Source organism: Stenotrophomonas sp. FSL W7-1447 (genome assembly GCF_037966425.1).
GTDB lineage: Bacteria > Pseudomonadota > Gammaproteobacteria > Xanthomonadales > Xanthomonadaceae > Stenotrophomonas > Stenotrophomonas pavanii.
On record NZ_CP150199.1, the window covers coordinates 4,010,458 to 4,033,783 of the forward strand.

General features: G+C 67.7%; 24 protein-coding genes. 12 read left to right on the top strand and 12 right to left on the bottom strand.

Features of this window, described 5'->3' with window-relative positions; all coding sequences use genetic code 11:
- Positions 1-8: 8 nt before the first annotated feature.
- Positions 9-611, top strand: coding sequence for a lipocalin family protein (locus NSQ78_RS18600; protein ID WP_049464637.1), 603 nt, complete (start codon positions 9-11; stop codon positions 609-611).
- Between the two features lie 40 nt (positions 612-651).
- Here NSQ78_RS18600 and NSQ78_RS18605 read toward each other — a convergent pair whose 3' ends face one another.
- The 5 genes from NSQ78_RS18605 to NSQ78_RS18625 form a co-directional block, all read right to left on the bottom strand.
- The gene (locus NSQ78_RS18605; RefSeq protein WP_049439995.1) at positions 652-951 is read right to left on the bottom strand and encodes a HigA family addiction module antitoxin; all 300 of its coding nucleotides are present in this window, start codon (positions 949-951) and stop codon (positions 652-654) included.
- A 10-nt stretch (positions 952-961) separates the two neighbouring features.
- Complete coding sequence (locus NSQ78_RS18610) at positions 962-1,240, bottom strand: type II toxin-antitoxin system RelE/ParE family toxin (protein WP_080355515.1); 279 nt, start codon at positions 1,238-1,240, stop codon at positions 962-964.
- A 206-nt stretch (positions 1,241-1,446) separates the two neighbouring features.
- Positions 1,447-2,136 (bottom strand): methionine ABC transporter permease, encoded by a 690-nt coding sequence (locus NSQ78_RS18615; RefSeq protein ID WP_064239224.1) that lies wholly within the window; start codon positions 2,134-2,136, stop codon positions 1,447-1,449.
- Entirely contained in the window at positions 2,133-3,140 is a 1,008-nt protein-coding gene (locus NSQ78_RS18620) for a methionine ABC transporter ATP-binding protein (RefSeq protein ID WP_064239225.1), read from the bottom strand. The genes NSQ78_RS18615 and NSQ78_RS18620 overlap by 4 nt, the downstream gene beginning before the upstream one ends.
- Positions 3,141-3,349: 209 nt before the next feature.
- Positions 3,350-4,246 (bottom strand): DMT family transporter, encoded by an 897-nt coding sequence (locus NSQ78_RS18625; RefSeq protein WP_014038546.1) that lies wholly within the window; start codon positions 4,244-4,246, stop codon positions 3,350-3,352.
- A gap of 95 nt (positions 4,247-4,341) precedes the next feature.
- On the opposite strand from NSQ78_RS18625, the gene NSQ78_RS18630 reads away from it, so the two are divergent.
- A complete protein-coding gene (locus NSQ78_RS18630) occupies positions 4,342-4,824 on the top strand; it encodes a YajQ family cyclic di-GMP-binding protein (RefSeq protein ID WP_049464641.1) in 483 nt (160 codons plus the stop codon).
- Between the two features lie 34 nt (positions 4,825-4,858).
- On the opposite strand, the gene NSQ78_RS18635 is transcribed toward NSQ78_RS18630, so the two are convergent.
- From NSQ78_RS18635 to NSQ78_RS18645, 3 genes are all read right to left on the bottom strand, one after another.
- Entirely contained in the window at positions 4,859-5,956 is a 1,098-nt protein-coding gene (locus NSQ78_RS18635; protein ID WP_064239226.1) for a helix-turn-helix domain-containing protein, read from the bottom strand.
- A 95-nt stretch (positions 5,957-6,051) separates the two neighbouring features.
- Positions 6,052-7,179, bottom strand: a complete 1,128-nt coding sequence (locus tag NSQ78_RS18640) for an NAD(P)-dependent alcohol dehydrogenase (RefSeq protein ID WP_064239227.1) — start codon at positions 7,177-7,179, stop codon at positions 6,052-6,054.
- Positions 7,180-7,196: 17 nt separating this feature from the next.
- Positions 7,197-8,663 (bottom strand): benzaldehyde dehydrogenase, encoded by a 1,467-nt coding sequence (locus NSQ78_RS18645; protein WP_064239228.1) that lies wholly within the window; start codon positions 8,661-8,663, stop codon positions 7,197-7,199.
- Positions 8,664-8,855: 192 nt separating this feature from the next.
- On the opposite strand from NSQ78_RS18645, the gene NSQ78_RS18650 reads away from it, so the two are divergent.
- Positions 8,856-9,422: a DUF1415 domain-containing protein gene (locus NSQ78_RS18650; protein WP_049464648.1), complete on the top strand. Its 567-nt coding sequence runs from the start codon at positions 8,856-8,858 to the stop codon at positions 9,420-9,422.
- Positions 9,419-10,222: an SDR family oxidoreductase gene (locus tag NSQ78_RS18655; RefSeq protein WP_057495079.1), complete on the top strand. Its 804-nt coding sequence runs from the start codon at positions 9,419-9,421 to the stop codon at positions 10,220-10,222. The genes NSQ78_RS18650 and NSQ78_RS18655 overlap by 4 nt, the downstream gene beginning before the upstream one ends.
- A gap of 105 nt (positions 10,223-10,327) precedes the next feature.
- Here the strand turns inward: NSQ78_RS18655 and NSQ78_RS18660 are convergent, their stop codons facing one another.
- Positions 10,328-12,358, bottom strand: a complete 2,031-nt coding sequence (locus NSQ78_RS18660; protein WP_064239229.1) for a M3 family metallopeptidase — start codon at positions 12,356-12,358, stop codon at positions 10,328-10,330.
- Positions 12,359-12,528: 170 nt separating this feature from the next.
- On the opposite strand from NSQ78_RS18660, the gene NSQ78_RS18665 reads away from it, so the two are divergent.
- Positions 12,529-12,933, top strand: coding sequence for a hypothetical protein (locus NSQ78_RS18665; protein ID WP_064239230.1), 405 nt, complete (start codon positions 12,529-12,531; stop codon positions 12,931-12,933).
- Positions 12,934-13,071: 138 nt separating this feature from the next.
- Here NSQ78_RS18665 and NSQ78_RS18670 read toward each other — a convergent pair whose 3' ends face one another.
- Positions 13,072-14,184 (bottom strand): PLP-dependent cysteine synthase family protein, encoded by a 1,113-nt coding sequence (locus tag NSQ78_RS18670; RefSeq protein WP_057495081.1) that lies wholly within the window; start codon positions 14,182-14,184, stop codon positions 13,072-13,074.
- 124 nt (positions 14,185-14,308) lie between these two features.
- On the opposite strand from NSQ78_RS18670, the gene gloA reads away from it, so the two are divergent.
- Positions 14,309-14,824 carry a lactoylglutathione lyase gene (gene gloA / locus NSQ78_RS18675; protein WP_064239231.1) on the top strand — a complete coding sequence of 172 codons (516 nt, stop codon included), beginning with the start codon at positions 14,309-14,311 and terminating at the stop codon, positions 14,822-14,824.
- A 90-nt stretch (positions 14,825-14,914) separates the two neighbouring features.
- Complete coding sequence (locus NSQ78_RS18680) at positions 14,915-15,343, top strand: VOC family protein (RefSeq protein ID WP_049464657.1); 429 nt, start codon at positions 14,915-14,917, stop codon at positions 15,341-15,343.
- A 67-nt stretch (positions 15,344-15,410) separates the two neighbouring features.
- Here NSQ78_RS18680 and NSQ78_RS18685 read toward each other — a convergent pair whose 3' ends face one another.
- Both NSQ78_RS18685 and glmS read right to left on the bottom strand, forming a co-directional pair.
- The gene (locus NSQ78_RS18685) at positions 15,411-15,842 is read right to left on the bottom strand and encodes a CBS domain-containing protein (protein WP_064239232.1); all 432 of its coding nucleotides are present in this window, start codon (positions 15,840-15,842) and stop codon (positions 15,411-15,413) included.
- A 448-nt stretch (positions 15,843-16,290) separates the two neighbouring features.
- Positions 16,291-18,129, bottom strand: a complete 1,839-nt coding sequence (gene glmS / locus NSQ78_RS18690; RefSeq protein ID WP_064239233.1) for a glutamine--fructose-6-phosphate transaminase (isomerizing) — start codon at positions 18,127-18,129, stop codon at positions 16,291-16,293.
- Positions 18,130-18,331: 202 nt separating this feature from the next.
- Here glmS and NSQ78_RS18695 point away from each other — a divergent pair, with 202 nt between their 5' ends.
- Genes NSQ78_RS18695 through NSQ78_RS18715 form a run of 5 tightly spaced genes read left to right on the top strand, consistent with a single transcriptional unit; the run spans position 18,332 to position 23,285 of the window.
- On the top strand, positions 18,332-19,609 hold the full coding sequence (locus tag NSQ78_RS18695) for an efflux RND transporter periplasmic adaptor subunit (RefSeq protein ID WP_049466613.1): 1,278 nt from the start codon (positions 18,332-18,334) through the stop codon (positions 19,607-19,609).
- Between the two features lie 24 nt (positions 19,610-19,633).
- Positions 19,634-20,356, top strand: coding sequence for an ABC transporter ATP-binding protein (locus NSQ78_RS18700; protein WP_049466611.1), 723 nt, complete (start codon positions 19,634-19,636; stop codon positions 20,354-20,356).
- Positions 20,357-20,365: 9 nt separating this feature from the next.
- On the top strand, positions 20,366-21,670 hold the full coding sequence (locus NSQ78_RS18705) for an ABC transporter permease (protein ID WP_064239234.1): 1,305 nt from the start codon (positions 20,366-20,368) through the stop codon (positions 21,668-21,670).
- A gap of 21 nt (positions 21,671-21,691) precedes the next feature.
- A complete protein-coding gene (locus NSQ78_RS18710) occupies positions 21,692-22,894 on the top strand; it encodes an FtsX-like permease family protein (protein ID WP_057495084.1) in 1,203 nt (400 codons plus the stop codon).
- 1 nt (position 22,895) lies between these two features.
- A complete protein-coding gene (locus NSQ78_RS18715; RefSeq protein WP_064239235.1) occupies positions 22,896-23,285 on the top strand; it encodes a PDZ domain-containing protein in 390 nt (129 codons plus the stop codon).
- Positions 23,286-23,326: the final 41 nt, after the last annotated feature.

Consider the following 23,326-nt stretch of genomic DNA (forward strand, 5'->3'; position numbering starts at 1 on the left):
GCTCCCGCATGACTTCGATCCGCCCGCTCTGCGCCGTGTTGCTGGCCCTGTCCCTGGCGGGTCCCGCCATGGCGGCCGGTGAGCCGCCATCACCCCGTGCCAGCGTCCCGCGCGCCGCCGATCCGGATGCACCGATCGACCTGAAGCGCTTCATGGGCACCTGGTACGTGATCGGCCGCGTGCCGAACTTCATCGAGCGCGGGCACGTGGCCAGCGTCAACGAGTACGAACTGCGCGACGCGCACAAGGTCGGCATCACCTACCGTTACCGCGATGGCTTCGGCGAACCGCTGCAGGAAGTGCGCGCGCGCGCCAGCGTCGACCCGGACAGCGGCAACCACGGCTGGCGCACCTGGTTCTACCGCGTGGTGCCCACCCATTCGCGGGTGCTGGAAGTCGCCCCGGATTACTCGTGGGCGCTGATCGGTTATCCGGGCCGTGAGATGGCCTGGATCTTCTCGCGCACGCCGGACATGGACAAAGCCCTGTACAAGGAGCTGGCCGAGCGCCTGCGTGACGAGTACGGGGTAAACACCGACAAGCTCAAGCGCGTGCCGCAGCACCCGGAGCAGGTCGGCAAGCTGGGCTACGAAGTACCGAACGCGCGTTGACCGGATCGTGGGCGCGGATCCGGGGCCGCGCGTCCAGGATTCATGCCGCCCGAGGCTGCACGCGGCGTTCGATCTCGCTGCGTGTTGGCAATGTCTTGAGATCGTAGGCCGCCTGCATCGCAAGCCAGGAAGCGGCATCCCCGCCGAAATGCCGTGCCAACCGCGCTGCCGTGTCCGCCGAGATGCTGCGCTGACCGTGGACGATGGCGTGCAGCCGCGTTGCGGGAACATCCAGCGCCTTCGCCAACGCATTCACGCTCAGCGACAGGGGCAGCAGAAACTCTTCGCGCAGGATCTCGCCAGGATGGATGGCGCGCATGCCGTTGTGGGGACGCTTCATGGCGGGCACCTCAGTGATAGTCAACAATTTCCACGGCATCGGCGCCGCTGTCGGTCCAGGTGAAACAGAGCCGCCACTGATCATTGATACGGAGGCTGTATTGTCCTCTCCGATCACCTGACAGCGCCTCAAGACGATTCCCGGGCGGGCTGCGCAGGAAGGCCAGCGTCTGTGCCGAATCGAGCAGCTGGAGTTTACGTTCAGCCGCGCGTCGTATCGGGCGCCAAGCGCGAGGGCAGGCTCCTTCAAACAGGGCGCGGGTCTGCTTGCAGCGGAATGAACGGATCATTCCGTCAAACGTATTACGCCTTACGGAACATACCAAGGAACGCGATGTGCTGCCAGTCCCAGTCTGGCGATATCGATCCCTGATGGGCGTGGCGGCTTCCAGAGCCTGGCGCTATGACAGGCACCCTGTCGACCCGCTGCAGGCTGCAAGCTGCCGGCCAGCGGCCGGCGCTACCCGAACGATGCCGGGCGCCGCCCGGCACTCTGTTATCTGCGGCTGTAATGCGCGACCAGGCGGTCGCCGAGCATCTGCAGCACCTGCACCAGCACCAGCAGCAGGACCACGGTGACCAGGGCGACGTCGGTGTGCGAACGCTGGTAACCATCGCGGAACGCCAGGTCGCCAAGGCCGCCCGAGCCGATCGCACCGCCCATTGCGGTGAAGCCGATCAGGGCCACGGTGGTGACCGTCGCACCGGCAATCAGGCCCGGGCGCGCTTCCGGCAGCAGCACGCGGGTGACCAGCTGCCAGGTGGTGGCACCCATCGCCTGGGTCGCCTCGATCACGCCACGATCCACTTCGCGCAGCGCGGTCTCGACCAGGCGCGCGTAGAACGGCGCGGCACCAATGACCAGCGGCACGATCGCACCGCGCACGCCCAGCGAGGTGCCCATCAGGAACAGCGTGACCGGGATCAGCACGATCATCAGGATGATGAAAGGCACCGAGCGCAGCAGGTTCACCACCAGCGCCAGTGCACCGTAGGCGAACGGACGCCGCTTCATCTGCGGCGCGCCGAACAGGTACAGCAGCACGCCCAGCGGCAGGCCGATGGCCAGGGTCAGCGGCAGCGAACCAAGCAGCATCAGCAGGGTGTCGAGGGTCGCCTGGCCGATGTCGGCCCACTTGCCCGCATCCAGATGGCGGAAGAAACCACCGGCAGTGGCGATGATCATCGACGCAGCTCCTCAACATGCACGCCGGCAGCCACGAACGCGGCCTGCGCGGCGGACTGGTCGCCGCCCACCAGGGCGACCACCAGCTGGCCATACGGGGTGTCCTTGATCCGGTCGATACGCCCGGACAGGATGTTGTAGTCGACCCCGGTCTGGCGCGCGACGCTGCCGAGCAGGGGTTCGTAGGTGTCGCCGCCGAGGAAGGTCAGGCGCACGATGCGCCCGCCGACCACGTCGAAATCGCGGTGCAACGCGCCTTCGTCCACATGCTCCGACTCGCTGACGAACCGGCGCGTGGTCGGGTGCTGCGGATGCAGGAAGACGCGGGTAACCGGTCCGGTTTCGACCATCTGGCCGGCATCGAGCACGGCGACGCGGTCGCAGACGCGGCGGATCACATCCATCTCGTGGGTGATCAGCACGATGGTCAGGCCGAGCTCGCGGTTGATCTTCGACAGCAGCGACAGCACCGATGCAGTGGTCTGCGGGTCGAGCGCACTGGTGGCCTCGTCGCACAGCAGGATCTGCGGGCGGGTCGCCAGCGCACGGGCGATGCCGACGCGCTGCTTCTGGCCACCGGACAGCTGCGCCGGATACTTCTGCGCATGCGCTTCCAGGCCGACGGTCTGCAGCAGTTCGGCCACGCGCGCATCGATCTCCGCCTTCGGCGTCCCGGCCAGCTCCAGCGGGAAGGCGACATTGCCGGCCACGGTGCGCGAGGACAGCAGGTTGAAGTGCTGGAAGATCATGCCGATGCGCCGGCGCAGCGCGCGCAGGCCGTCCGCGTCCAGCGCGGTGACATCCTCGCCGCCGATCAGCAACCGCCCGCCACTGGGTTCTTCCAGCCGGTTGATCATGCGGATCAGGGTCGATTTGCCGGCGCCGGAATGGCCGATGATGCCGAATACCTCACCGGCTTCGATGGTCAGGTCCAGCGGTTGCAGCGCGCCGACTTCGCGGCCGGCAACGGCATAGGATTTGTGCAGGCGCTGGAACTCGATCACGGGCGTGGCTCACCGGCTGGGTGACGGAAGGGGGCGTGCAGCCTACCAGCGCAGGCGGTCGCGCGCCCGCGCCATGGGCCAGAATGTTATTCCTTTTGGTTCTAAGCCGCCCGCGCCGGCGCGTAGGCCGGGGTCAGAGCCCCTGCGGGATCCGACCCCGGGGTCGGATCCCCGCAGGGGCTCTGACCGCATTCCCTGGCCCAACCGGCTCAGGGATGATCCAGCGGCTTCGGCGGCTCCTGCCGGTTCACCCGCTCGCGGTGCAGCAGGTACAGACCGGAGGCGACGATGATCGCGGCGCCCACCCAGGTATAGCCGTCGGGCAGCTGGCCCCAGAAGGCCAGGTCCCAGCCGATCACCCAGACCAGCCCGCTGTACTCCAGCGGCGCGATCATCGAGGCCTCGCCCAGCTGGAACGCCTTGGTCAGGGCGATCTGGCCCAGGGCCCCGGCCAGGCCCATGCCGGCGATCAGCGGCGCATGCGCCAGCTGCAGCGGCACCCAGCCGGGAATGGACAGCAGGCCGGCACCGATGGCCATGATGACCAGGAACCACACCACCATCGACTGCGAGGTATCGGTGCGGGTCAGCAGGCTGACCGTGATCGCCGCCACGGCATAGGCGGTGGCCGCCGCCAGCACCATCAGGCCGGGCACCGAAATGAAGCCGTCCACGCCCGGACGCAGCACCACCAGCACGCCGACCAGGCCGATGCCGATGGCGACCCAGCGCCGCGGCCCGACCCGCTCGCCCAGCAGCGGCACCGACAAGGCGGCGATCAGCAGCGGGGCGACGAAGTAGATGGTGTAGGCGGTGGACAGCGGCAGGTCGCGCAGGGCGAACACGAAGCAGCCGATCATCGCCATGCCCAGCGCCCCGCGCAGCAGGTGCAGGCCCCAGCGGCGCGGCACCAGCGAACGCGGCCCCGCGCTGGCCAGCACCCACACCAGCACGAACGGCAACGAGGCCGCACCGCGCAGGAAGGTCACTTCCAGGGTGGGGTAGCTGGCCGACAGCTGCTTCATGCCAGCGTCCATCAGCGAGAAACAGGCGACCGCAGCGACCATCCAGGCCACCGCGCGCGAAGGGGAGCGTTGCACGTTCATGGCCCATTATCGCCCGGTCGTCGCCTTCTGCAGAACACGGGCATGCGGGCCCTCGCGATAGAATGGTCGCCACTGAATCCTGCGGAGCATCGCCCATGCCTTCCTTCGACGTCGTGTCCGAAGTCGACACCCACGAACTGACCAACGCCATCGACCAGGCCAACCGCGAACTGAGCACCCGCTTCGACTTCAAGGGCGTGGATGCCCGGTTCGAACGCGACGGCGATGTGATCAACCAGACCGCGCCGACCGAGTTCCAGCTCAAGCAGATGAACGACATCCTGCGCGCACGCCTGGCCGCGCGCGGCATCGACGTGCTCAGCCTGGAGTTCGGTGACATCGAGACCAACCTGGCCCAGGCCCGGCAGAAGATCACCGTCAAGCAGGGCATCGAGCAGAAGATCGCCAAGAAGATCGCCGCTGCACTGAAGGATGCCAAGCTGAAGGTGGAAAGCCAGATCAACGGCGACAAGCTGCGCGTGCAGGGCAAGAAGCGCGACGATCTGCAGGAGGCCATCGCAGTACTGAAAGCCGGCAAGTTCGAACTGCCGCTGCAGTTCAACAACTTCCGCGACTGATCGATCCGCCGGGCCGTGCCCGGCGATCCCCGCGTCAATCGCGCAGCAGCTTGTACAGCGTGGTGCGCGAGATACCCAGCTGGCGCGCAGCCAGGCTGAGATTGCCGTCCGCGGCCTGCGCCGCGCGGCGTGCCGCCTCGCGCTGCTGCTGACGCAGCAGTGGCGTACCGGTGGTGTTGCTGGCACGGCGCGGCGTACCGCGCCGCGCCGCGCACCGCGGCCCCTGCAGATGCTGCAGGTAGACCGCACTGCCCTCGCCCAGCCGGACCCGATGCGGTGCACCGGGTTGCAGCAGGCGGCGCCGCTGTGCCGCACTGGCGCCGGCAAACAGCACGCCCAGGTCCAGCAAGGGCAACGGCCCGCGCCTGGGCAGGCCCAGCAGGCGCCGCGCAACGCGGTTGGCCGCGCGCAGCTGGCCATCCTCCTGCACTGCCAGCAGCCCCTGCAGCGGCGACAGCAACCAGCGCGGATCATGCTGCACCGCCAGCAGGTGGACGTCGGCCAGCGCACCGAACAGGCGATTCTCGCTGGCCAGCGCCGCCTGCCGGAAATAGCCCTGCAGCAAGGACGGATCCCGCTCGCCCAGGCCGGTAATGTCGATCGCCCCGCAGACCCGGCCATCGGGATCATGCAGCGGCTCACTCAGGCAGAACACCGGGGCGAAACGCTGCAGGTAGTGCTCGTTGCCACGCACCAGCGCAGGCAGGTCGTCGGCCAGGCTGACCGCCGGTGCGGTGGTGCCGATCACGCTCTCGCCGAGCCGCCGCCCGACCTGGATCGGCCGCAGCAGGGGAGCGTCTTCCAGGCCATGCGCCTGCTGCGCGATCACCATGCCATCGCGGTTGGCGCAGAACATCGTCCAGCCGCGCCCACCGAACGCGGCCCACAGCTGTTCGAGCTCGGGCCGCACGCAGCCCGCCAGGCGCCGGTCATCGGGATGGGACAGGTGGCGGCCGTCACCGAGCAGCGGTGGATAGCAGGGCTCCTGTCCCGGCTGCAGGCCGGCCGCACGCGAGCGCTGCCACGACCGCTGCAGGGGCAACGGCAACAGCTTCAATGACTGCGCATCGCCCTCGGCGAAGGCGGCACGCGCCGCCACCACCTGCTGTTGCCCGACTGTCGTGGCCATCATCACCTGCGCCCTCCGCCGGTGGCCGACGCGGCCACGGCTACCGAGGGTACACCTGCGTTGCCGCGGCGAACCAGGCGCCGCGGCAACGCATCGTTTCATGCCGCGATGCGCAGGATCGGCTTCAGCGTGATGCCACGGGTGCTGTCTTCGGCGGCCTGGTTGATCTGTTCCAGCGGATAGAACTTCACCAGTTTGTCGAACGGGAAGCGTCCCTGCTGGAACAGGGCCACCAGCTGCGGAATGAACACCTGAGGCACGCTGTCGCCCTCGACGATGCCACGGATGCTGCGGCCCCCCAGCAGCAGGTTGTTGACATCGAAGCTGGCAGCGGTGCCCAGCTTCGGCGCACCCACCACGCCCATCATGCCCCGTCCGCCGAGCGCCTCGATCCCGGCTGAAAGCACCTCCGGGCGCCCGGTCGATTCCAGCGCATAGTCGGCTCCGCCGCCGGTGATCGCACGCACCGCCTCGACCACGTCAGTCTCGCGACTGTTGACCACGTGCGTGGCCCCCAGCTCCAGCGCCAGTTCCAGGCGCGAGGGCACCACATCGATGGCGATGATGGTGGTGGCGCCGGCCACCTTGGCCGCCATCACCGCGCTCAGCCCGACCGCACCGGCACCGTAGCTGGCGAAGCTGCTGCCGGACCGTACCTGCAGTGCGTTGAGCACCGCACCGGCGCCGGTCTGGATGCCACAGCCCAGCGGGCCGAGCAGTTCCAGTGGCGCATCGTCGGGCACCTTGATCGCGTTGATCTCGCGCGCCAGCGCATAGGTGGCGAACGAGGACTGTGCAAAGAAGTGGTCGTGCAGCGGCTGGCCGCGCGCATCGGTGATCGCGGTATGGCCGTGGCCATCGTCGCCACCGAAATTCAATGCGAAGAAGTCCCGGCAGTAGGCGCCGTGACCGCCGCGGCAGGGATTGCAGTGGCCGCAGGCACCATAGGTCAGCACTACGTGGTCACCCACCTGCAGCGCCTTGACGTTGGGCCCGACCGCTTCGACGATGCCGGCACCTTCGTGGCCGAGCACAGCCGGCAATGGCACCGGGTAGTACTGGTCGCGCACGATCAGGTCGGTGTGGCACAGGCCGGCGGCCACCACTTTCACCCGTACTTCGTCATCCTGCACGCCACGCAGCGTGGCCTGCTCGATGACGAAGGGCTGTTCCTTGCCGCGCACAACGGCAGCGGTGATCTCACGGGATGCAGCGTCGTTGTTCATGCGTGGGTCCTCCTGGATCAGATCGGATAGGCGGGCGCTTCGCCCTTGACGGTCAACCACTGCCACTGGGTGAATTCTTCCCCGTTGGCCGGGCCGCCGATGCTGGTGCCGTTGCCGGACGCACCCACGCCGCCGAAGGGATTGATCACCTCGTCGTTCACTGTCTGGTCGTTGATGTGCAGCAGGCCGGTGCGCAGGCGCTCACCCAGCTTCAGCGCGCGACCGACATCGCTGGAGACGATGGCCATCGACAGCCCGTACTCGCTGTTGTTTGCCAGCTGCACGGCGTGGTCGTCGTCGTCGAACGGCACCACCACGGCGACCGGCGCGAAGATCTCTTCGTTGAACGCGGGATTGCCGGCGTCGACGTTGCCGAGCACGGTCGGTGCGAAAAACAGATCGTGGTACGTGCCACCGGCTTCCAGCGAAGCGCCGGCCTGCACCGCCTGCTCGACCACGCGCACGGCATGGTCGCGCTGGCCGGCATTGATCAACGGGCCGATCGCCACGTCTTCGCGCGCCGGATCCCCCACCTTCAGCGACGCCGCTTTGGCCACCAGCTTCTGCAGGAACGCATCATGGATCTTCCTGTGCACCAGCACGCGGCCGGTGGCCATGCAGATCTGTCCCTGGTGCAGGTAGACGCCCCATGCCGTATTGGCCACCGCCAGCTCGAGATCGGCGTCATCAAGAATGATCAGCGAATTCTTGCCGCCCAGCTCCAGCGAAACCTTCTTCAGGTGCCGGCCTGCGGCTTCTCCGACCTTGCGCCCGGCCGCGGTGGAGCCGGTGAACTGGATCATCGCCACGTTCGGATCGCTGGTCAGTGCGGCGCCGGCGGCGCCGTCACCCGGCAGCACGTGCAGGACGCCCGCGGGCAAGCCGGCCTGCTCGAACAGGCGGGCAATCACCGCGCCACCACATACCGCCGTGCGTGGGTCCGGCTTGAGCACCACCGCATTGCCCAGCGCGATCGCCGGGGCCACCGCGCGCATCGCCAGATACAGTGGAAAATTGAACGGTGAAATGACGCCGACCACGCCCAGCGGGCGACGCCGCGCCAGGTTCAGCCGGCCGGGTTCGGAGGGCAGGATCTCGCCGACACTGCGCGACGGCAATGCGGCGGCCTCGTGCAGCGCCTTGACGGTCACCTTGGCCTCGAAGCCGGCCTTCAGGCGGGTCGATCCGCTTTCGCGGACCAGCCATTCCACCAGGGTGTCGATATTCTCCTCGGCCAGCCGCGCGGCGGTGCGCAGCACCTGTGCGCGCTGCTCATAGGGAGCCGCGGCCCAGGCCTGCTGGGCCTGCGCCGCAGCGGCTGCCGAACGCGCGACCTGCGCCGGGTCGGCCAGGCCGATCTCGCCGAGCGCCCGGCCGGTGGCCGGCTCGATCACCGGCTGCCGCTGCACGGCGGCCTGCCAACGGCCATCAAAGAAGGTGCCGGACCAGAGCGCATCCGGCAGCCACGGGGAAGTTGCAGTCATGGGTGTCCTCCTGTGTCGTGCGTCCATTCCACGCCCACCGCCGTCGGCAGGCAATCCGCCATCCGCCGGTGGCCTGCAAGGGATTGACGTGGCGGGGATTTCCAGCATCGCCGCTGTCCAGTTCCTGCACAGTGAACGGCGCGTGGCGGCACACGCCTACAATGGGCGGCCCCGCCAGCCGACGTGCCCGCCATGACCGATTCCCCCCTGCCCACCGATGACCCGATCGCCGCTACCCGCCTGTGGCTGGAGCGCATCGTCATCGGCCTGAACCTGTGCCCGTTCGCCAAGGCGGTGTATGTGAAGGAGCAGGTCCGCATCGTGCTCAGCGATGCGACCACGCCCGAAGCGCTGGTTGAGCAGCTGGCCGAGGAGCTGGTGCTGCTGCGCGATACGCCGGCCGAGCAGATCGATACCACGCTGATCGTGCACCCGCAGGTGCTGACCGACTTCCTCGACTACAACGATTTCCTCGACAACGCCGACGCGGCCATCGAGGCGCTGGACCTGCAGGGCATCCTGCAGGTGGCCAGCTTCCACCCGGACTACCAGTTCGAAGGCGTGGCGGCGGACGATGCCAGCAACTACACCAACCGCTCCCCATTCCCCACCCTGCACCTGCTGCGCGAAGACAGCGTGGCGCGCGCGGTGGACGTCTATCCGGACCCGGACGTGATCGTCGAGCGCAACATCCAGACCCTCGACCGCATCGGCGTGGACGGCTGGCACCGCCGCCTGCGTGGCGAGGACCTGACGTGAACACGGTGCCATCGATTGCCCCATGGCCGGCCGCGCCGCTGTCGGGCAAGGTGGTGCTGGTCACCGGCGGCGCCAACGGCATCGGCCGTGGCATTGCCCAGTCCGTGCTCGGTGCAGGCGGCCGCGTGCTGATCGGCGACCTCGACGTGGACGCAGGGCAGGCCTGCCTGGACGAATGGCAGCGCGGCGATGACGCCGCGTTCCAGCGCCTGGACATCATGGACGAAGCCAGCGTGCGCGGTTTCGTCGCGGCCGCGCTGCAGCGTTTCGGCCGCATCGATGGACTGGTCAACAATGCCGGCATCGCCGCACCGCACGGCACGCTGCTGCAGGACATGGACTGGGAGGAATGGCAGCGCCGCCTGTCGTCGCTGCACGGTGCCTTCCTGTGCAGCAAGCACGCGCTGCCGGCGCTGTCGGCGAACGCTGCGGGCGCGATCATCAACATCGCCTCCACCCGGGCCTGGCAGTCCGAAGCGCACAGCGAAGCCTACGCCGCAGCCAAGGGCGGGCTGGTCGCCTTCACCCATGCGCTGGCGATCAGTGCCGGCCCGGCGGTGCGGGTCAACTGCATCAGCCCCGGCTGGATCGGTACGACGGCGTGGCAGGCGCCCTCGCGCCGTCACGCACCCGCGTACTCGGCCATTGACCACGCACAGCACCCGGTCGGTCGTGTCGGCCGCCCCGAGGACATCGGTGCGCTGGCGGTGTACCTGCTGTCCTCGCTGTCCGGCTTCAGCACCGGCCAGGATTTCATCGTCGACGGCGGCATGACCCGGAAGATGATCTACGCCGAATGACCCGCCTCCGGTAGTGCCGGCCGCTGGCCGGCATTCCGGTGGGTCCACGCCCTGCGTGGATAACGGTGACGTGCCAACCAGGGTTGGCCCCGCCACACTGAGGGTTTACGCCATGCCCGAGTGGCGCAGCAGCGCGTCGATCTGCGGGGCACGACCGCGGAAGGCCTTGAAGTTCTCCGCTGCCGGACGGCTGCCACCCCGCGACAGGATTTCATCGCGGAAGCGTGCGCCGGTTTCGGCCACTGCCTGGGGTGCTTCCTCGAACGCGGCATAGGCGTCGGCACTGAGCACTTCAGCCCACTTGTAGCTGTAGTAACCGGCAGCATAACCGCCGGCGAAGATGTGGCTGAACTGGTGCGCGAAGCGATTCCACACCGGCGGGCGGTTCACCGCCACCTCGGCGCGCACGCGGTCCAGCAGGGCCAGCACGCTGTCCTGTGCCGGTTCGAACTGGCTGTGCAGCAGCATGTCGAACAGGCCGAACTCCAGCTGGCGCACGGTGGCCATGCCGCTGTGGAAGTTGCGCGCGGCCAGCATGCGCTCATACAGCGCGCGCGGCAGCGGCTCGCCCGTGTCCACGTGCGCGGTCATGCCCTGCAGGTGCGCCCATTCCCAGCAGAAGTTCTCCATGAACTGGCTGGGCAGTTCCACTGCATCCCATTCCACGCCATTGATCCCGGCCACACCCAGCTCGCCGATGCGGGTCAGCAGCTGGTGCAGGCCATGGCCCATCTCGTGGAACAGCGTGGTCACTTCGTTGTGGCTGAAGGTGGCCGGCTTGCCGTTGGCGCCACGTCCGAAGTTGCACACCAGGTAGACCAGCGGCGTCTGCACGCTGCCGTCGGCGCGCACGCGACGGTTGCGGCAGTCATCCATCCACGCGCCACCGCGCTTGCCCTCGCGTGCGTACAGGTCCAGGTAGAACTGGCCGACCAGCGCGCCCTGCGCATCGACCAGGCGGAAGAAGCGCACGTCTTCGTGCCAGACCGGCGCGCTGTCCTCCTGCACATGCAGGCCATACAGCTGCTCGATCACCGAGAACAGGCCGCCCAGCACCTTCGGTTCGGTGAAGTACTGCTTCACTTCCTGCTCGGAATAGCTGTAACGCGCCTGCTTCAGGCGGTCGGCGGCGAACGCCAGGTCCCAGGCCTGCAGGTCGTCGATGCCCAGCTGCGCGCGTGCGAACTGCTCCAGCTCGGCCCGGTCGCGGGCCGCGAACGGCTTGGCACGCGCGGCCAGGTCGCGCAGGAAGCCAAGCACTTCGGCCGGGTCCTGCGCCATCTTGGTCGCCACCGAGTAATGGCCGTACGAATCGAAGCCGAGCAACGCGGCCAGTTCGGCGCGCAGGGCCAGAATGCGGTCGATGTTGCCACTGTTGTCCAGGGCCTCGTCGCCGAACTCGGACGCACGCTGCGCGCTGGCGCGGTACAGGATCTCGCGCAGGTCGCGGTCTTCGGCCCAGGTCTGCACCGGCAGGTAGCACGGCATCTGCAGGGTCAGTTTCCAGCCGGTCCTGCCGTCCTTCTCTGCCGCAGCGCGCGCGGCGGCCTTCACGTCTTCCGGCAGGCCCTGCAGCCGCGCTTCGTCCTCGATGAACAGCGACCATGCATCGGTGGCGTCGAGCACGTTCTGCGAGAACTTGGCCGACAGCGCCGACAGTTCCTCCTTGATCGCAGCGAAACGCTGCTGCGCCTCCGGCGCCAGCTCGGCACCGCCCAGCCGGAAGTCACGCAGCGTGTTGTCCAGCACCTTGCGCCGGGCTTCATCAAAGCGTGCTGCCTCCGGGCTGGCGGCCAGTGCCTGGTATTGGCGATACAGCGCCAGGTTCTGGCCCAGCGCACTGGCGAAGCGGGTCACCCGCGGCAGATTGCTGTTGTAGGCCTCACGCAGTTCGGGCGTGTTGACCACGCCCTGCAGGTGGCCGACCAGCCCCCAGGCGCGCCACAGGCGCTCGGTGGCATCGTCCAGCGGGGTCACGAAGGTGTCCCAGCGCACCGGCTGCACCTGCTCGACCGCGCTGACGGCGGCTTCGGCCTCGGCCAGCAGCACGTCCAGCGCCGGCGCCACGTGCTCGGGGCGGATCGCCTCGAAGCGCGGCAGGCCGGAAAAATCGAGCAGGGGGTTGGCAACGGTCACGGCAGATCTCCAGGGGACGGGCCCGGCACGCGGGCAGCGTTCCCGATATGGCGCTGCCAGGTGCGGCTGACAAGGGGGCGTGCATTGGCGTTCACGTCGGCCTGACGGCTGCGCGCCGAAGCTCTGGCTGCGGGGGAGTCCGCAGCGGTACTTACCGAACGAGGCCCTACATGGAAGGTCTGGCTGCAGTTGCATCCGCCGCACCGCCGCGCTCGCTGGCATTGACCGCCAGTGCGGCCGAGCTGGCCTGGATCGCCGCGCTGTGCGATGCCGGCGACGACGCCCCGCGCCATCTGCAGCAGCTGCACGCGGTGCTGCAGCAGGGGGGCACCTTCAACGACGCCCAGGAGTGGTACCCGTTCGAGGTGATCGAGCGCGGCGCCAGCCAGTTGCAGCTGGGCCACGAACGTGAGTTCGTGATCTGCGTGCTGCTGTGGCTGCAGGCGCTGGCCCAGGGCCGCGCCAGCATCCTGGACCCCAGCCTGCACCTGGATGACCGCGCGATGGATATCGAGGCGTTGCCGGACGCGCTGCGCGACGCCGTGCTGGATGCGTTCACTGCGGCGGGATATTGAGACGGCCCGGCGACCGGGCAGAGTCGACGGTTGGTCGACCATCGCGCGCAGCGCGGCAATTTCACGACCTGAACGGAGAGCAGTCGACCCACCGTCGACACTGCCCAGCCGATGCAGATCCGGCCGTGCGTTGCCGTGCTACAGCGCTTCCAGGCTGCACCACGGCAGTTCGGGCAAGCCCTGCCCGGCGACCGCTGCGGCCAGCTGTGCGTCGGCGCCGTCGACATCGATCCCCATCCGCGCGTACCACGCCGGGTCGTAGTAACTCTGCGCATAGCGCTCGCCGCTGTCGCACAGGATGCTGACGATGCTGCCGCGGTGGCCCGCCTCGCGCATCCACTGCGCAGCCTGCAGCACGCCGATGAAGTTGGTCCCGGTCGAGCCGCCGACGCGGCGCCCCAACTGCCGGCTGACATGGCGCATGGCGGCCAGGCTCAGCGCATCTGGCACCTTCACCATCGCATCGACGCTGGTCGGGATGAAACTCGGCTCCACCCGCGGCCGGCCGATGCCTTCCACGCGCGAACCACCGCTGCAGGTCAGCGCGCGCCAGTCCTGTTCACCCGCCACGGCGGCCCTGTAACCATCGAAGAACACCGACACTTCCGGGTCCGCGCACAGGATGCGGGTGTCATGCCGGCGGTAGCTGACATAACGGCCCAACGTGGCTGCGGTGCCGCCGGTGCCGGGGCTGCATACGATCCATTCCGGAACCGGGCTGGGCTCTTCGGCCATCTGCTTGAAGATGGACTCGGCGATGTTGTTGTTGGCGCGCCAGTCGGTGGCGCGCTCGGCATAGGTGAACTGGTCCATGAAGTGGCCGCCGGTTTCGCGGGCCAGCTTTTCCGAATCACAGTTGAGGTCGCAGGCGCGCTCGACCAGGTGGCAGCGGCCACCGTGGAACTCGATCGCGGCGATCTTCTCCGGCGAGGTGGTGGCCGGGATCACGGCGATGAACGGCAGGCCGAGCAGGCGCGCGAAATAGGCCTCGGACACCGCCGTCGAGCCGCTGGACGCTTCGATCACCGGCCTTCCTTCGCGCAGCCAGCCATTGGCCAGCGCGTACAGGAACAACGAACGCGCCAGCCGATGCTTGAGGCTGCCGGTGGGATGGCTCGATTCATCCTTCAGATAGAGGTCGATGCCCTCGAACCCGGGCAGTGCCAGCGGGATCAGGTGCGTATCGGCGGAACGGTTGAAATCGGCTTCGATCTTGCGGATGGCGGCGGCCACCCATTCACGCTGCGACATGGCGGGCAATCGTCTTCAGGACGGAACGGTGCGATCCAGCCATTGTACGTCGCAGTGCCGTCAGGTGCCGGCCGGTAGAATGGGCCATCCGGCCGGCAACGGCCCTGTCTGAAGGACCTCCCCCATGACCATTCCCGCCCTGCGCGATGTCCCCGGCGTCGCCGCCCAGGCCCCGGCCGAAACCAGCGGCTTCGTGTTCAACCACACCATGCTGCGGGTCAAGGACATCACCGCCTCGCTGGACTTCTACACCCGCGTGCTCGGCTACCAGCTGATCGACAAGCGCGACTTCCCCGAGGCCCAGTTCAGCCTGTACTTCCTGGCCTATGTGCCGGCCGGCGCGGTGGTGCCGGAAGACGACAGCCAGCGCCGCCTGTGGATGGCCGGCCTGCCGGGCGTGCTGGAACTGACCCACAACCACGGCACCGAGACCCATCAGGGCGCGGTCTACCACGACGGCAACAGCGACCCGCGCGGCTTCGGCCACATCTGCGTGTCGGTGCCGGACATCGAGGCGGCCTGCCAGCGCTTCGAAGACCTGGGCGTGGCATTCCAGAAGCGCCTGACCGACGGCCGCATGAAGAACCTGGCCTTCATCAAGGACCCGGACGGCTACTGGGTCGAGATCATCGCCAACTGACAAAAAGGGGACGGAGGGGATTAAGCCGTTTCTGGCACTATTGGCCGGAAGCGACTTAATCCCCTCCGTCCCCTTTTTTGCGAGGTTCGCATGGAAACGATGGAACTGCACCGCGGCCGCTTGATCGACCACCTGCAGCTGGTGGTGCGTGACCTGGCCGCCAGCCGCCGCTTCTACCAGGCGGTGTTCGATACGATCGGCGTGCCGCTGGGCGGCGAAGGGCCGGACTTCTTCTGGGCCGACGAGCTGTTCATTTCCAGCGCCAGCAGCAAGGCTGCCGCCGGCCAGTTGACCGGCCGCCACCATCTGGCGTTCCAGGCACGTGACAGCGCGACCGTCGATGCCTTCCACACCGCCGCGATCGCCGCCGGTGGCACCGACAACGGCGCGCCGGGCGAACGTCCCTACCATCCGGGCTACTACGGCGCCTTCGTGCTCGACCCGGATGGCAACAACATCGAAGTGGTCTACCACGGTCCGGCCAGTTACAGCGCCGATTCGGTGAAGGTCACGTTCTGATTTCAGCGGCGCCGTGAACGAAGAAGCCGGGCAATGCCCGGCTTCTCTGCATCCAGCGCTGCGGCCCTCAGTGGGCCGCCATGTAGATGTCCTGCAGTACGGCCTTTTCCAGCTCCAGCTCGCCCAGCAGGTTCTTCACGATATCGCCCAGGCTGAGGATGCCGACCAGCTGGTTGCCGTCGGTCACCATCAGATGACGGCGCCGCGAGTACGTCATCAGCGACATGGCCTGCTTCAGCGTGGCGTCCGGCGCAATGCCCTCAAGGCCGGTGGACGGCAGGCTGGAAATCACCCGGCGGCCGGCCTGCGGGCCGTCGTCGGCCAGGGTACGCACGATGTCCTTCTCGGAAATGATGCCGACCGGGGCACCGTCCTTCATCACCACCAGCGCAGCGATCCTGTTCGCGCTCATCTTGTGGGCGGCGGCACCGATCGTGTCTTCGGCATCGATGGTGATGACAGCTTCTTTCTTGGATTGCAGGAGTTCGCGGACGTTCATTCTTGTTTCCTGGTGCAGGTCACTGAAGTCAAAAAAGTGTGCTCTTCCGATACGCCCCCTCCCCGGGAACAGACCTTTCAGCGCACGTCTGGCGCACCCGGCTGCCGCATCGAATGCTTCGGCAGGCGACGTGCTGCAACGCGAACGAGGAAGGGTTCAACCGCTCAACCCGGACCTCGGTCGAATCGATTCTACGACTGCGACCCTCGGTCACTACCGGCATCGATGGGACAGTTCGTCGTGGGAACCAACTGACGATCCAGAGAATGGCACCGCGGCTGAAACCGCCGCTGAATACTGCCGGCCCTGCGCATTAAAGATTGACGGACGCCTGCCGCCCGCGGACAGAACAGCCGGCCGCTGTCCCACTTGGCGCTGCCACCGCTGCAAACGAAAGGGGGCCACGCGGGCCCCCTTCGCTTGCAGCGTCGCCGCCATCCGACGGCTGTTACTCCACCGTCACGCTCTTGGCCAGGTTGCGCGGCTTGTCCACGTCGGTGCCGCGTGCCAGCGCGGTGTGGTAGGCCAGCAGCTGCACCGGGATGGTGTGCACGATCGGGCTGAGGACGCCGGCATGACGCGGCGTGCGGATCACGTGCACGCCGTCGGACTCATTGAAGTTGCTGTCCTGGTCGGCGAACACGAACAGCTCGCCACCACGGGCGCGCACTTCCTGCATGTTCGACTTCACCTTCTCCAGCAGGCTGTCGTTGGGGGCGATCACCACCACCGGCATGTCCTCGTCCACCAGCGCCAGCGGGCCGTGCTTCAGTTCACCTGCCGGGTAGGCCTCGGCATGGATATAGGAAATCTCCTTGAGCTTGAGCGAGCCTTCCAGCGCGATCGGGTAATGCAGGCCACGGCCCAGGAACAGCGCATTGGACTTGCGCGCGAAGCGCTCGGCCCACGCCGCGATCTGCGGCTCCAGGTTCAGTGCGTGCTGCACGCTGCCCGGCAGGAAGCGCAACTGCTCCAGGTAATCCGCTTCCTGCGCCGCGTCGATGCGGCCATGCAGCTTGCCCAGCACCACGGTCAGCTGGAACAGCGCGGCCAGCTGGGTGGTGAAGGCCTTGGTCGAGGCCACGCCGATCTCGGCGCCGGCGCGGGTGTAGCACACCAGTTCGCTGGCGCGCGGGATCGCGCTTTCCGGCACGTTGCAGATCGACAGCGTGTGCGTGTGGCCGAGCGACTTGGCGTACTTCAGTGCCTCCATCGTATCCAGCGTTTCGCCCGACTGGGAGATGGTGACGATCAGGTGCTTCGGGTTGGCATAGGCCGCGCGATAACGGTACTCGCTGGCGATCTCCACGCTGCACGGCAGGCCGGCGATGGCCTCGATCCAGTAGCGCGCGGTCAGGCCGGCGTAGTAGCTGGTGCCGCAGGCAATGATCTGCACGCCCTCGATGCCCGACAGCACCGCTTCGGCGTTCTTGCCGAACAGCTCGGCCGGGAAACCACCGGCGTCGATCGCCGCCTCGATGGTGTCGCCCAGTGCGCGCGGCTGCTCGTGGATTTCCTTCTGCATGAAGTGGCGGTACGGGCCCAGCTCCAGCGATGCCAGCGACACGTCGGACAGGTGCACATCGCGCTCGACCGGCCGGTCATGCTCATCGAAGATGCGCACGCCATCGCGACGGATCTCGGCGGTGTCGCCCTCTTCCAGGAAGATCACCTTGCGGGTGGCCGAGATCACCGCCGAGACGTCGGAGGCGACGAAATTCTCGCCCTCGCCAAGGCCCACCAGCAGCGGGCAGCCCATGCGCGCGCAGACGAAGCGCTCCGGCTCGGCACGGCTGACCACGGCCAGCGCGTAGGCGCCGGTCAGCTCCTTCACCGTGTGCTGCAGCGCCACCAGCAGGTCATCGCCGCCCTTCAGGTGATGGTGGATCAGGTGCGCGATGACTTCGGTGTCGGTCTGCGACTCGAAGGTGTAGCCCATCGCACGCAGTTTCTCGCGCTGCTCTTCGTGGTTCTCGATGATGCCGTTGTGCACCAGCGCCACGCCGTGGCTGATGTGCGGATGCGCGTTGGCCTCGGTGACGCCACCATGGGTGGCCCAGCGGGTGTGGCCGATGCCCAGCACCGCATGGAAGCCTTCGGCTTCAGCCGCCGTCGCCATTTCCGATACGCGGCCGGTACGGCGCACACGCCGTACCTCGGGGCGCTCGGCGTGGTCGATCACCGCGATACCCGAGGAGTCATAGCCACGGTACTCAAGCCGCTTCAGGCCTTCGATCAGTACCGGCACCACGTCGCGATCGGCGATTGCACCCACGATTCCACACATGTCACGCGTTTCCTTGAAGACGATCGGCGCATTCTAGCCCGCGCGTCCGGCTTCGCCCTCCTGTCCGCTTAATGAAAGTGTCCGGAAAGGTGTCCGCGGACACCCGGACACTCGTGCGAGCCACCCAAATCATTGATCTGCAATGAATTAAAGTTGGCACGCTACGTGCTTGGTACTCGCTACCACCGTCAGGCACGCACCGATGATCCGCGACACTTCCGCACAGGACCAGATCGTTTCCTCCGCCCCGGCCGGCACCTCCCGCGCAAGCTGGCACCGCTACCGCTGGCCGGCGCTGGGCGCCATCGCGCTGCTGGCCGGCATCGGCTGGGCGGTGCATGCCTGGTCCAATGCCAGCCGCTCCTTCGACAGCAGCCGCGTGCGCATCGCGGAGGTGAAGCGGGGCGATCTGGTCCGCGACATCGCCGCCGATGGACGGGTGATCGCGGCCAACAGCCCGATCCTGTATGCCGTGTCGGCCGGCACCGTCGACCTGAAGGTCGTTGCCGGTGACGTGGTGAAGAAGGGCCAGGAGCTGGCGATCATCGACAGCCCGGAACTGCGCAGCAAGCTGGCCCAGGAACAGGCAACGCTGGCGGGCCTGGAAGCCGAGGCCAGCCGCGCCGCGCTGGACGCGACCCTGGCCCGCGCCAAGTCGCGCAAGGAAACCGACCAGGCCACGATCGAACGGCAGGCCGCCGACCGCGACCTGCAGCGCTACCAGCGCGGCTATGACGGCGGTGCGGTGCCGCAGATCGACCTGGCCAAGGCCAAGGACTCGCTGAAGAAGGCCGACATCACCCTGGCCAACGCCACCACCGATGCGCGCCTGCAGAGCCAGGGCGCGGACCTGGATGCCCGCAACAAGCGCCTGCTGGCCGACCGCCAGAAGGCCGTGGTGGCCGAGGTGCAACGCCAGGTCGATGCACTGACCCTGCGCGCGCCGTTCGATGGCCAGGTCGGCCAGGTGCAGGCCGTCCAGTCCACCAACCTGGCCGCCAATGCACCGGTGCTGGGCGTGGTCGACCTGTCCAAGTTCGAAGTCGAGATCAAGGTGCCGGAAAGCTTCGCCCGCGACCTGGCGATCGGCATGCCGGCCCAGCTGACCGGCGGCAACGGCAAGCCCTTCCCGGGCGAGATCAGCGCGGTGTCGCCGGAAGTGGTCAACGGCGAGGTCAACGCCCGCGTGCGCTTTGCCAGTGCGCAGCCGGAAGGCCTGCGCCAGAGCCAGCGGATGTCGGTGCGGGTGCTGCTCGATACCCGCAAGGACGTGCTGAAGGTCGAGCGCGGCCCGTTCGTCGAGCAGGGCAATGGCATGGCCTACGTGATGGATGGCCGCACCGCCGTGCGGCGTCCGGTGGAACTGGGCGTCAGCAGCCTGGGCGAAGTGGAAATCAAGTCGGGTGTGCAGCCGGGCGACCGTATCGTGGTCTCCGGCAGCGACCTGTTCAAGGACGCCGAACGCGTCTCCGTCAACTGACACATCCTGGAGAGAGGACACCCCATGTACATGCTCGAAATGCGTTCGGTCGCCAAGGTCTTCCGCACCGAACAGGTGGAAACCCACGCGTTGCGCTCACTGGAACTGCAGGTCAAGGAGGGCGAGTTCGTCGCCGTCACGGGGCCGTCCGGCTCCGGTAAGACCACCTTCCTCAACATCGCCGGCCTGCTGGAGACCTTCACCAGCGGCACCTACCTGCTGGACGGCCAGGACGTGAGCACGCTGGGTGACGACGCCCGCAGCCGCCTGCGCAACCAGAAGATCGGTTTCATCTTCCAGGGCTTCAACCTGATCCCCGACCTGAACCTGTTCGACAACGTCGACGTGCCGCTGCGCTACCGCAAGATGAGCGCCAACGAGCGCCGCGAACGCATCGAGAAGGCGCTGACCCAGGTCGGCCTGGGCTCGCGCATGAAGCACTACCCGAATGAGCTGTCCGGTGGCCAGCAGCAGCGCGCGGCGATCGCGCGTGCGCTGGCTGGCAGCCCGCGCCTGCTGCTGGCCGACGAACCGACCGGCAACCTGGACACGCAGATGGCGCGCGGCGTGATGGAACTGCTGGAGGAGATCAACGCCGCCGGCACCACCATCGTGATGGTCACCCATGATCCGGAACTGGCCGCGCGTGCGCAGCGCAACGTGCACATCGTCGACGGCCAGGTCACCGACCTGGTCCGCGAGCCGGTGCTGGCCACGCCGCGCCACATCGTCGCCGTCAACGAGTGAGGCCCGGCCATGTTCGCCTACTACGCCCGATTGGCGGTACGCAGCTTCCGCCGCAACAAGGTCCTGACCGCGCTGATGGTGGTGGCCATCGCGCTCGGCATCGGTGCCTCGATGACCACCCTGACCGTGTTCCACGTCCTGTCCGGCAACCCCATTCCGGACAAGAGCGAGCGCCTGTTCTACGCGCAGATCGACCCGCGGCCCCGCAACGGCTTCGGCCTTGAGGAGGAACCGGAAGAGCAGATGACGCGCTATGACGCCGAAGCGCTGCTGCGCGAAGCGAAAGCCGAGCGCCAGGTGATGATGACTGCCGGTGATGCAACGATCGAACCGGACAACAGTACGCTCAAGCCGTTCTCCATCGACACCCGCTGGACCTCGGCCGACTTCTTCCCGATGTTCAACGTGCCCATGCAGTACGGGCGGCCGTGGACCCGCGAGGACGACAACGGGCGGGCCCGCGTGGCCGTCATCTCCAAGGCGCTCAACGAGAAGCTGTTCCAGGGCGCGAACAGCGTCGGTCGCGAAATCCGGCTCGAGGGCAATGCGCTGCGCATCGTCGGCGTCATGAAGGCCTGGAACCCGGAGCCACACTTCTTCGACCTCACCACCGGCGCGTTCGGCAAGGAAGAGGATCTGCTGGCGCCGATCTCCACCTCGTTCGATCTGCAGCTGGGCAGCAATGGCAACATGAACTGCTTCGGTGAAAATCCCGACGGCGCCAACAGCTACTCCGTCAACGCGCCCTGCGCCTACCTGCAGTACTGGGCAGAGATGGATCCGTCCAAGGCCGGCGACTACCGGCGCTATCTGGAGAACTACTCCAGCCTGCAGCGCCAGGCCGGCCGCTTCGAACGCCCGGTCAACGTCCGCCTGCGCAACGTGATGGAGTGGCTGGACTTCAAGGGCGCTGTACCCAACGACGTGCGGCTGCAGCTGTGGCTGGCCCTGGGCTTCCTCGGCGTCTGCCTGGTCAACACGGTCGGCCTGCTGCTGGCCAAGTTCCTGCGCCGCAGCGGCGAGATCGGTGTGCGCCGCGCGCTGGGCGCCAGCCGCGGCCAGATCTTCCTGCAGTGCCTGGTCGAAGCCGGTGCCGTGGGTGTGGTCGGCGGCGTGCTCGGCATCGGACTGGCCCTGCTGGGGCTGTACGCGGTCCGCCAGCAGCCCGTCAGCTACGCGCAGCTGGCCCACCTGGATGGCAGCATGCTGCTGCTCGCGCTGGGCCTGACCCTGCTCGCCAGCCTCGCCGCCGGCTTCCTGCCCGCCTGGCGCGCGATGCAGGTCACTCCCGCCATCCAGCTCAAGTCGCAGTAAGCACGAGAACGAGGACCTCCCATGGACATCCGCCCCATCCTCAGCACCCTGCGCCGGCACAAGACCGCTGCCGCGCTGATCGTGCTTGAAATCGCCCTGACCTGCGCCATCGTCTGCAATGCCCTGTTCCTGGTCAGCCAGCGCGTGGAGCGCATCAGCCGGACCAGCGGCATGGCCGAAAACGAGCTGGTCCTGGTCCGCGTGACCGGCGTCGGCAAGCAGACCGATGCCGCCGCCCGCACCCGCGAGGACCTGGCATCGCTGCGCGCCATCCCCGGGGTCACCGCGGTCAGCGTGATCAACCAGGTGCCGTTCCGCAACAGCTCGTCCAACACCAGCATTTCGCGCGAAATGAACCAGGAACGGCCGACGGCCAGCGTCGGCATGTACACGTTCTCCGAAGACGCCTTGCGCACGCTGGGCCTGAACCTGGTTGCCGGCCGCGACTTCCAGCCGGCCGAGTACTTCGACTTCGACAACCTGAGCAAGGCCAACGGCACGCCGGTGATCCTCAGCCAGGCCGCCGCGCACAAGATGGCGCCGGACGGCAATGCGCTGGGCAAGACGTACTACATGGGCAAGCAGACGGTGAACGTGATCGGCATCGTCGATACGCTGGCCACGCCCAATGGCTGGGGCAACAACTGGGATGACACCATGATCATGCCGGTGCGCCGCGTCTTCGGCGATGGCATCTACATGCTGCGCACCGATCCTGCGCGCCGCGATGAGGTGCTCAAGGCCGCACTGTCCGCCCTGGACCGCAACGATCCCAACCGACTGATCCGCGAGAAGCAGTCGTTCACCGACCAGCGCGAGGACTTCTTCAAGAACGACCGCGCAATGGTCGGCCTGCTGATCACCGTCTGCGTGGCGCTGCTGGTGGTCACTGCGCTCGGCATCGTCGGGCTGGCCAGCTTCTGGGTGCAGCAGCGCAGCAAGCAGATCGGCATCCGCCGCGCGCTCGGCGCCACCCGGGGCCAGATCCTGCGCTACTTCCAGACCGAGAACTTCCTGCTGGCCACGCTGGGCATCGTGCTGGGCATGCTGGCCGCCTACGCGATCAACCTGGCACTGATGAACCTGTACGAGCTGCCGCGCATGCCGCTGCTGTACCTGCCGCTGGGCGCCCTGCTGCTGTGGACGCTGGGCCAGGTCGCGGTGTTCGGCCCGGCGCGCCGCGCTGCGGCGGTCCCCCCCGCAGTCGCCACGCGCGGAGCCTGAGATGCGCACACGTCTGATGACCCTGCTGATGCTCCTCCCACTGCCGGCAGTTGCCGGCGGTGGCAGCGCAAGCACCCTGCAGTGGCAGCAGGGCGAGGCCCGGCTGGCGCTGCACTCGACCGATGGGCAGATCCAGGTGGAGGCGGCGCGCCCGGAGGGCCGATTCGGTGTCCGCCGCGGGGACCGCATCCTGCGCGTGGATGACACGCCCGTGTACCAGATCGATCACCTGTCCCGGGCGCTGATCGATTCCCCCGCCGCGCGGGCCTACCTGCTGCTGCGGCGGGAGCGACGGCTGGTGAGCGTCGCGGTGGATGTGGACGCCTGGCGCCAGGCGCTGGACGCTCCGCCGCCGCCCCCGCCGCCGCCGCCTCCTCCGCCCCGCCCCTGAGAAGCGGCAACGCCTGCATGGCCACGGCTTTGGCTATGCTT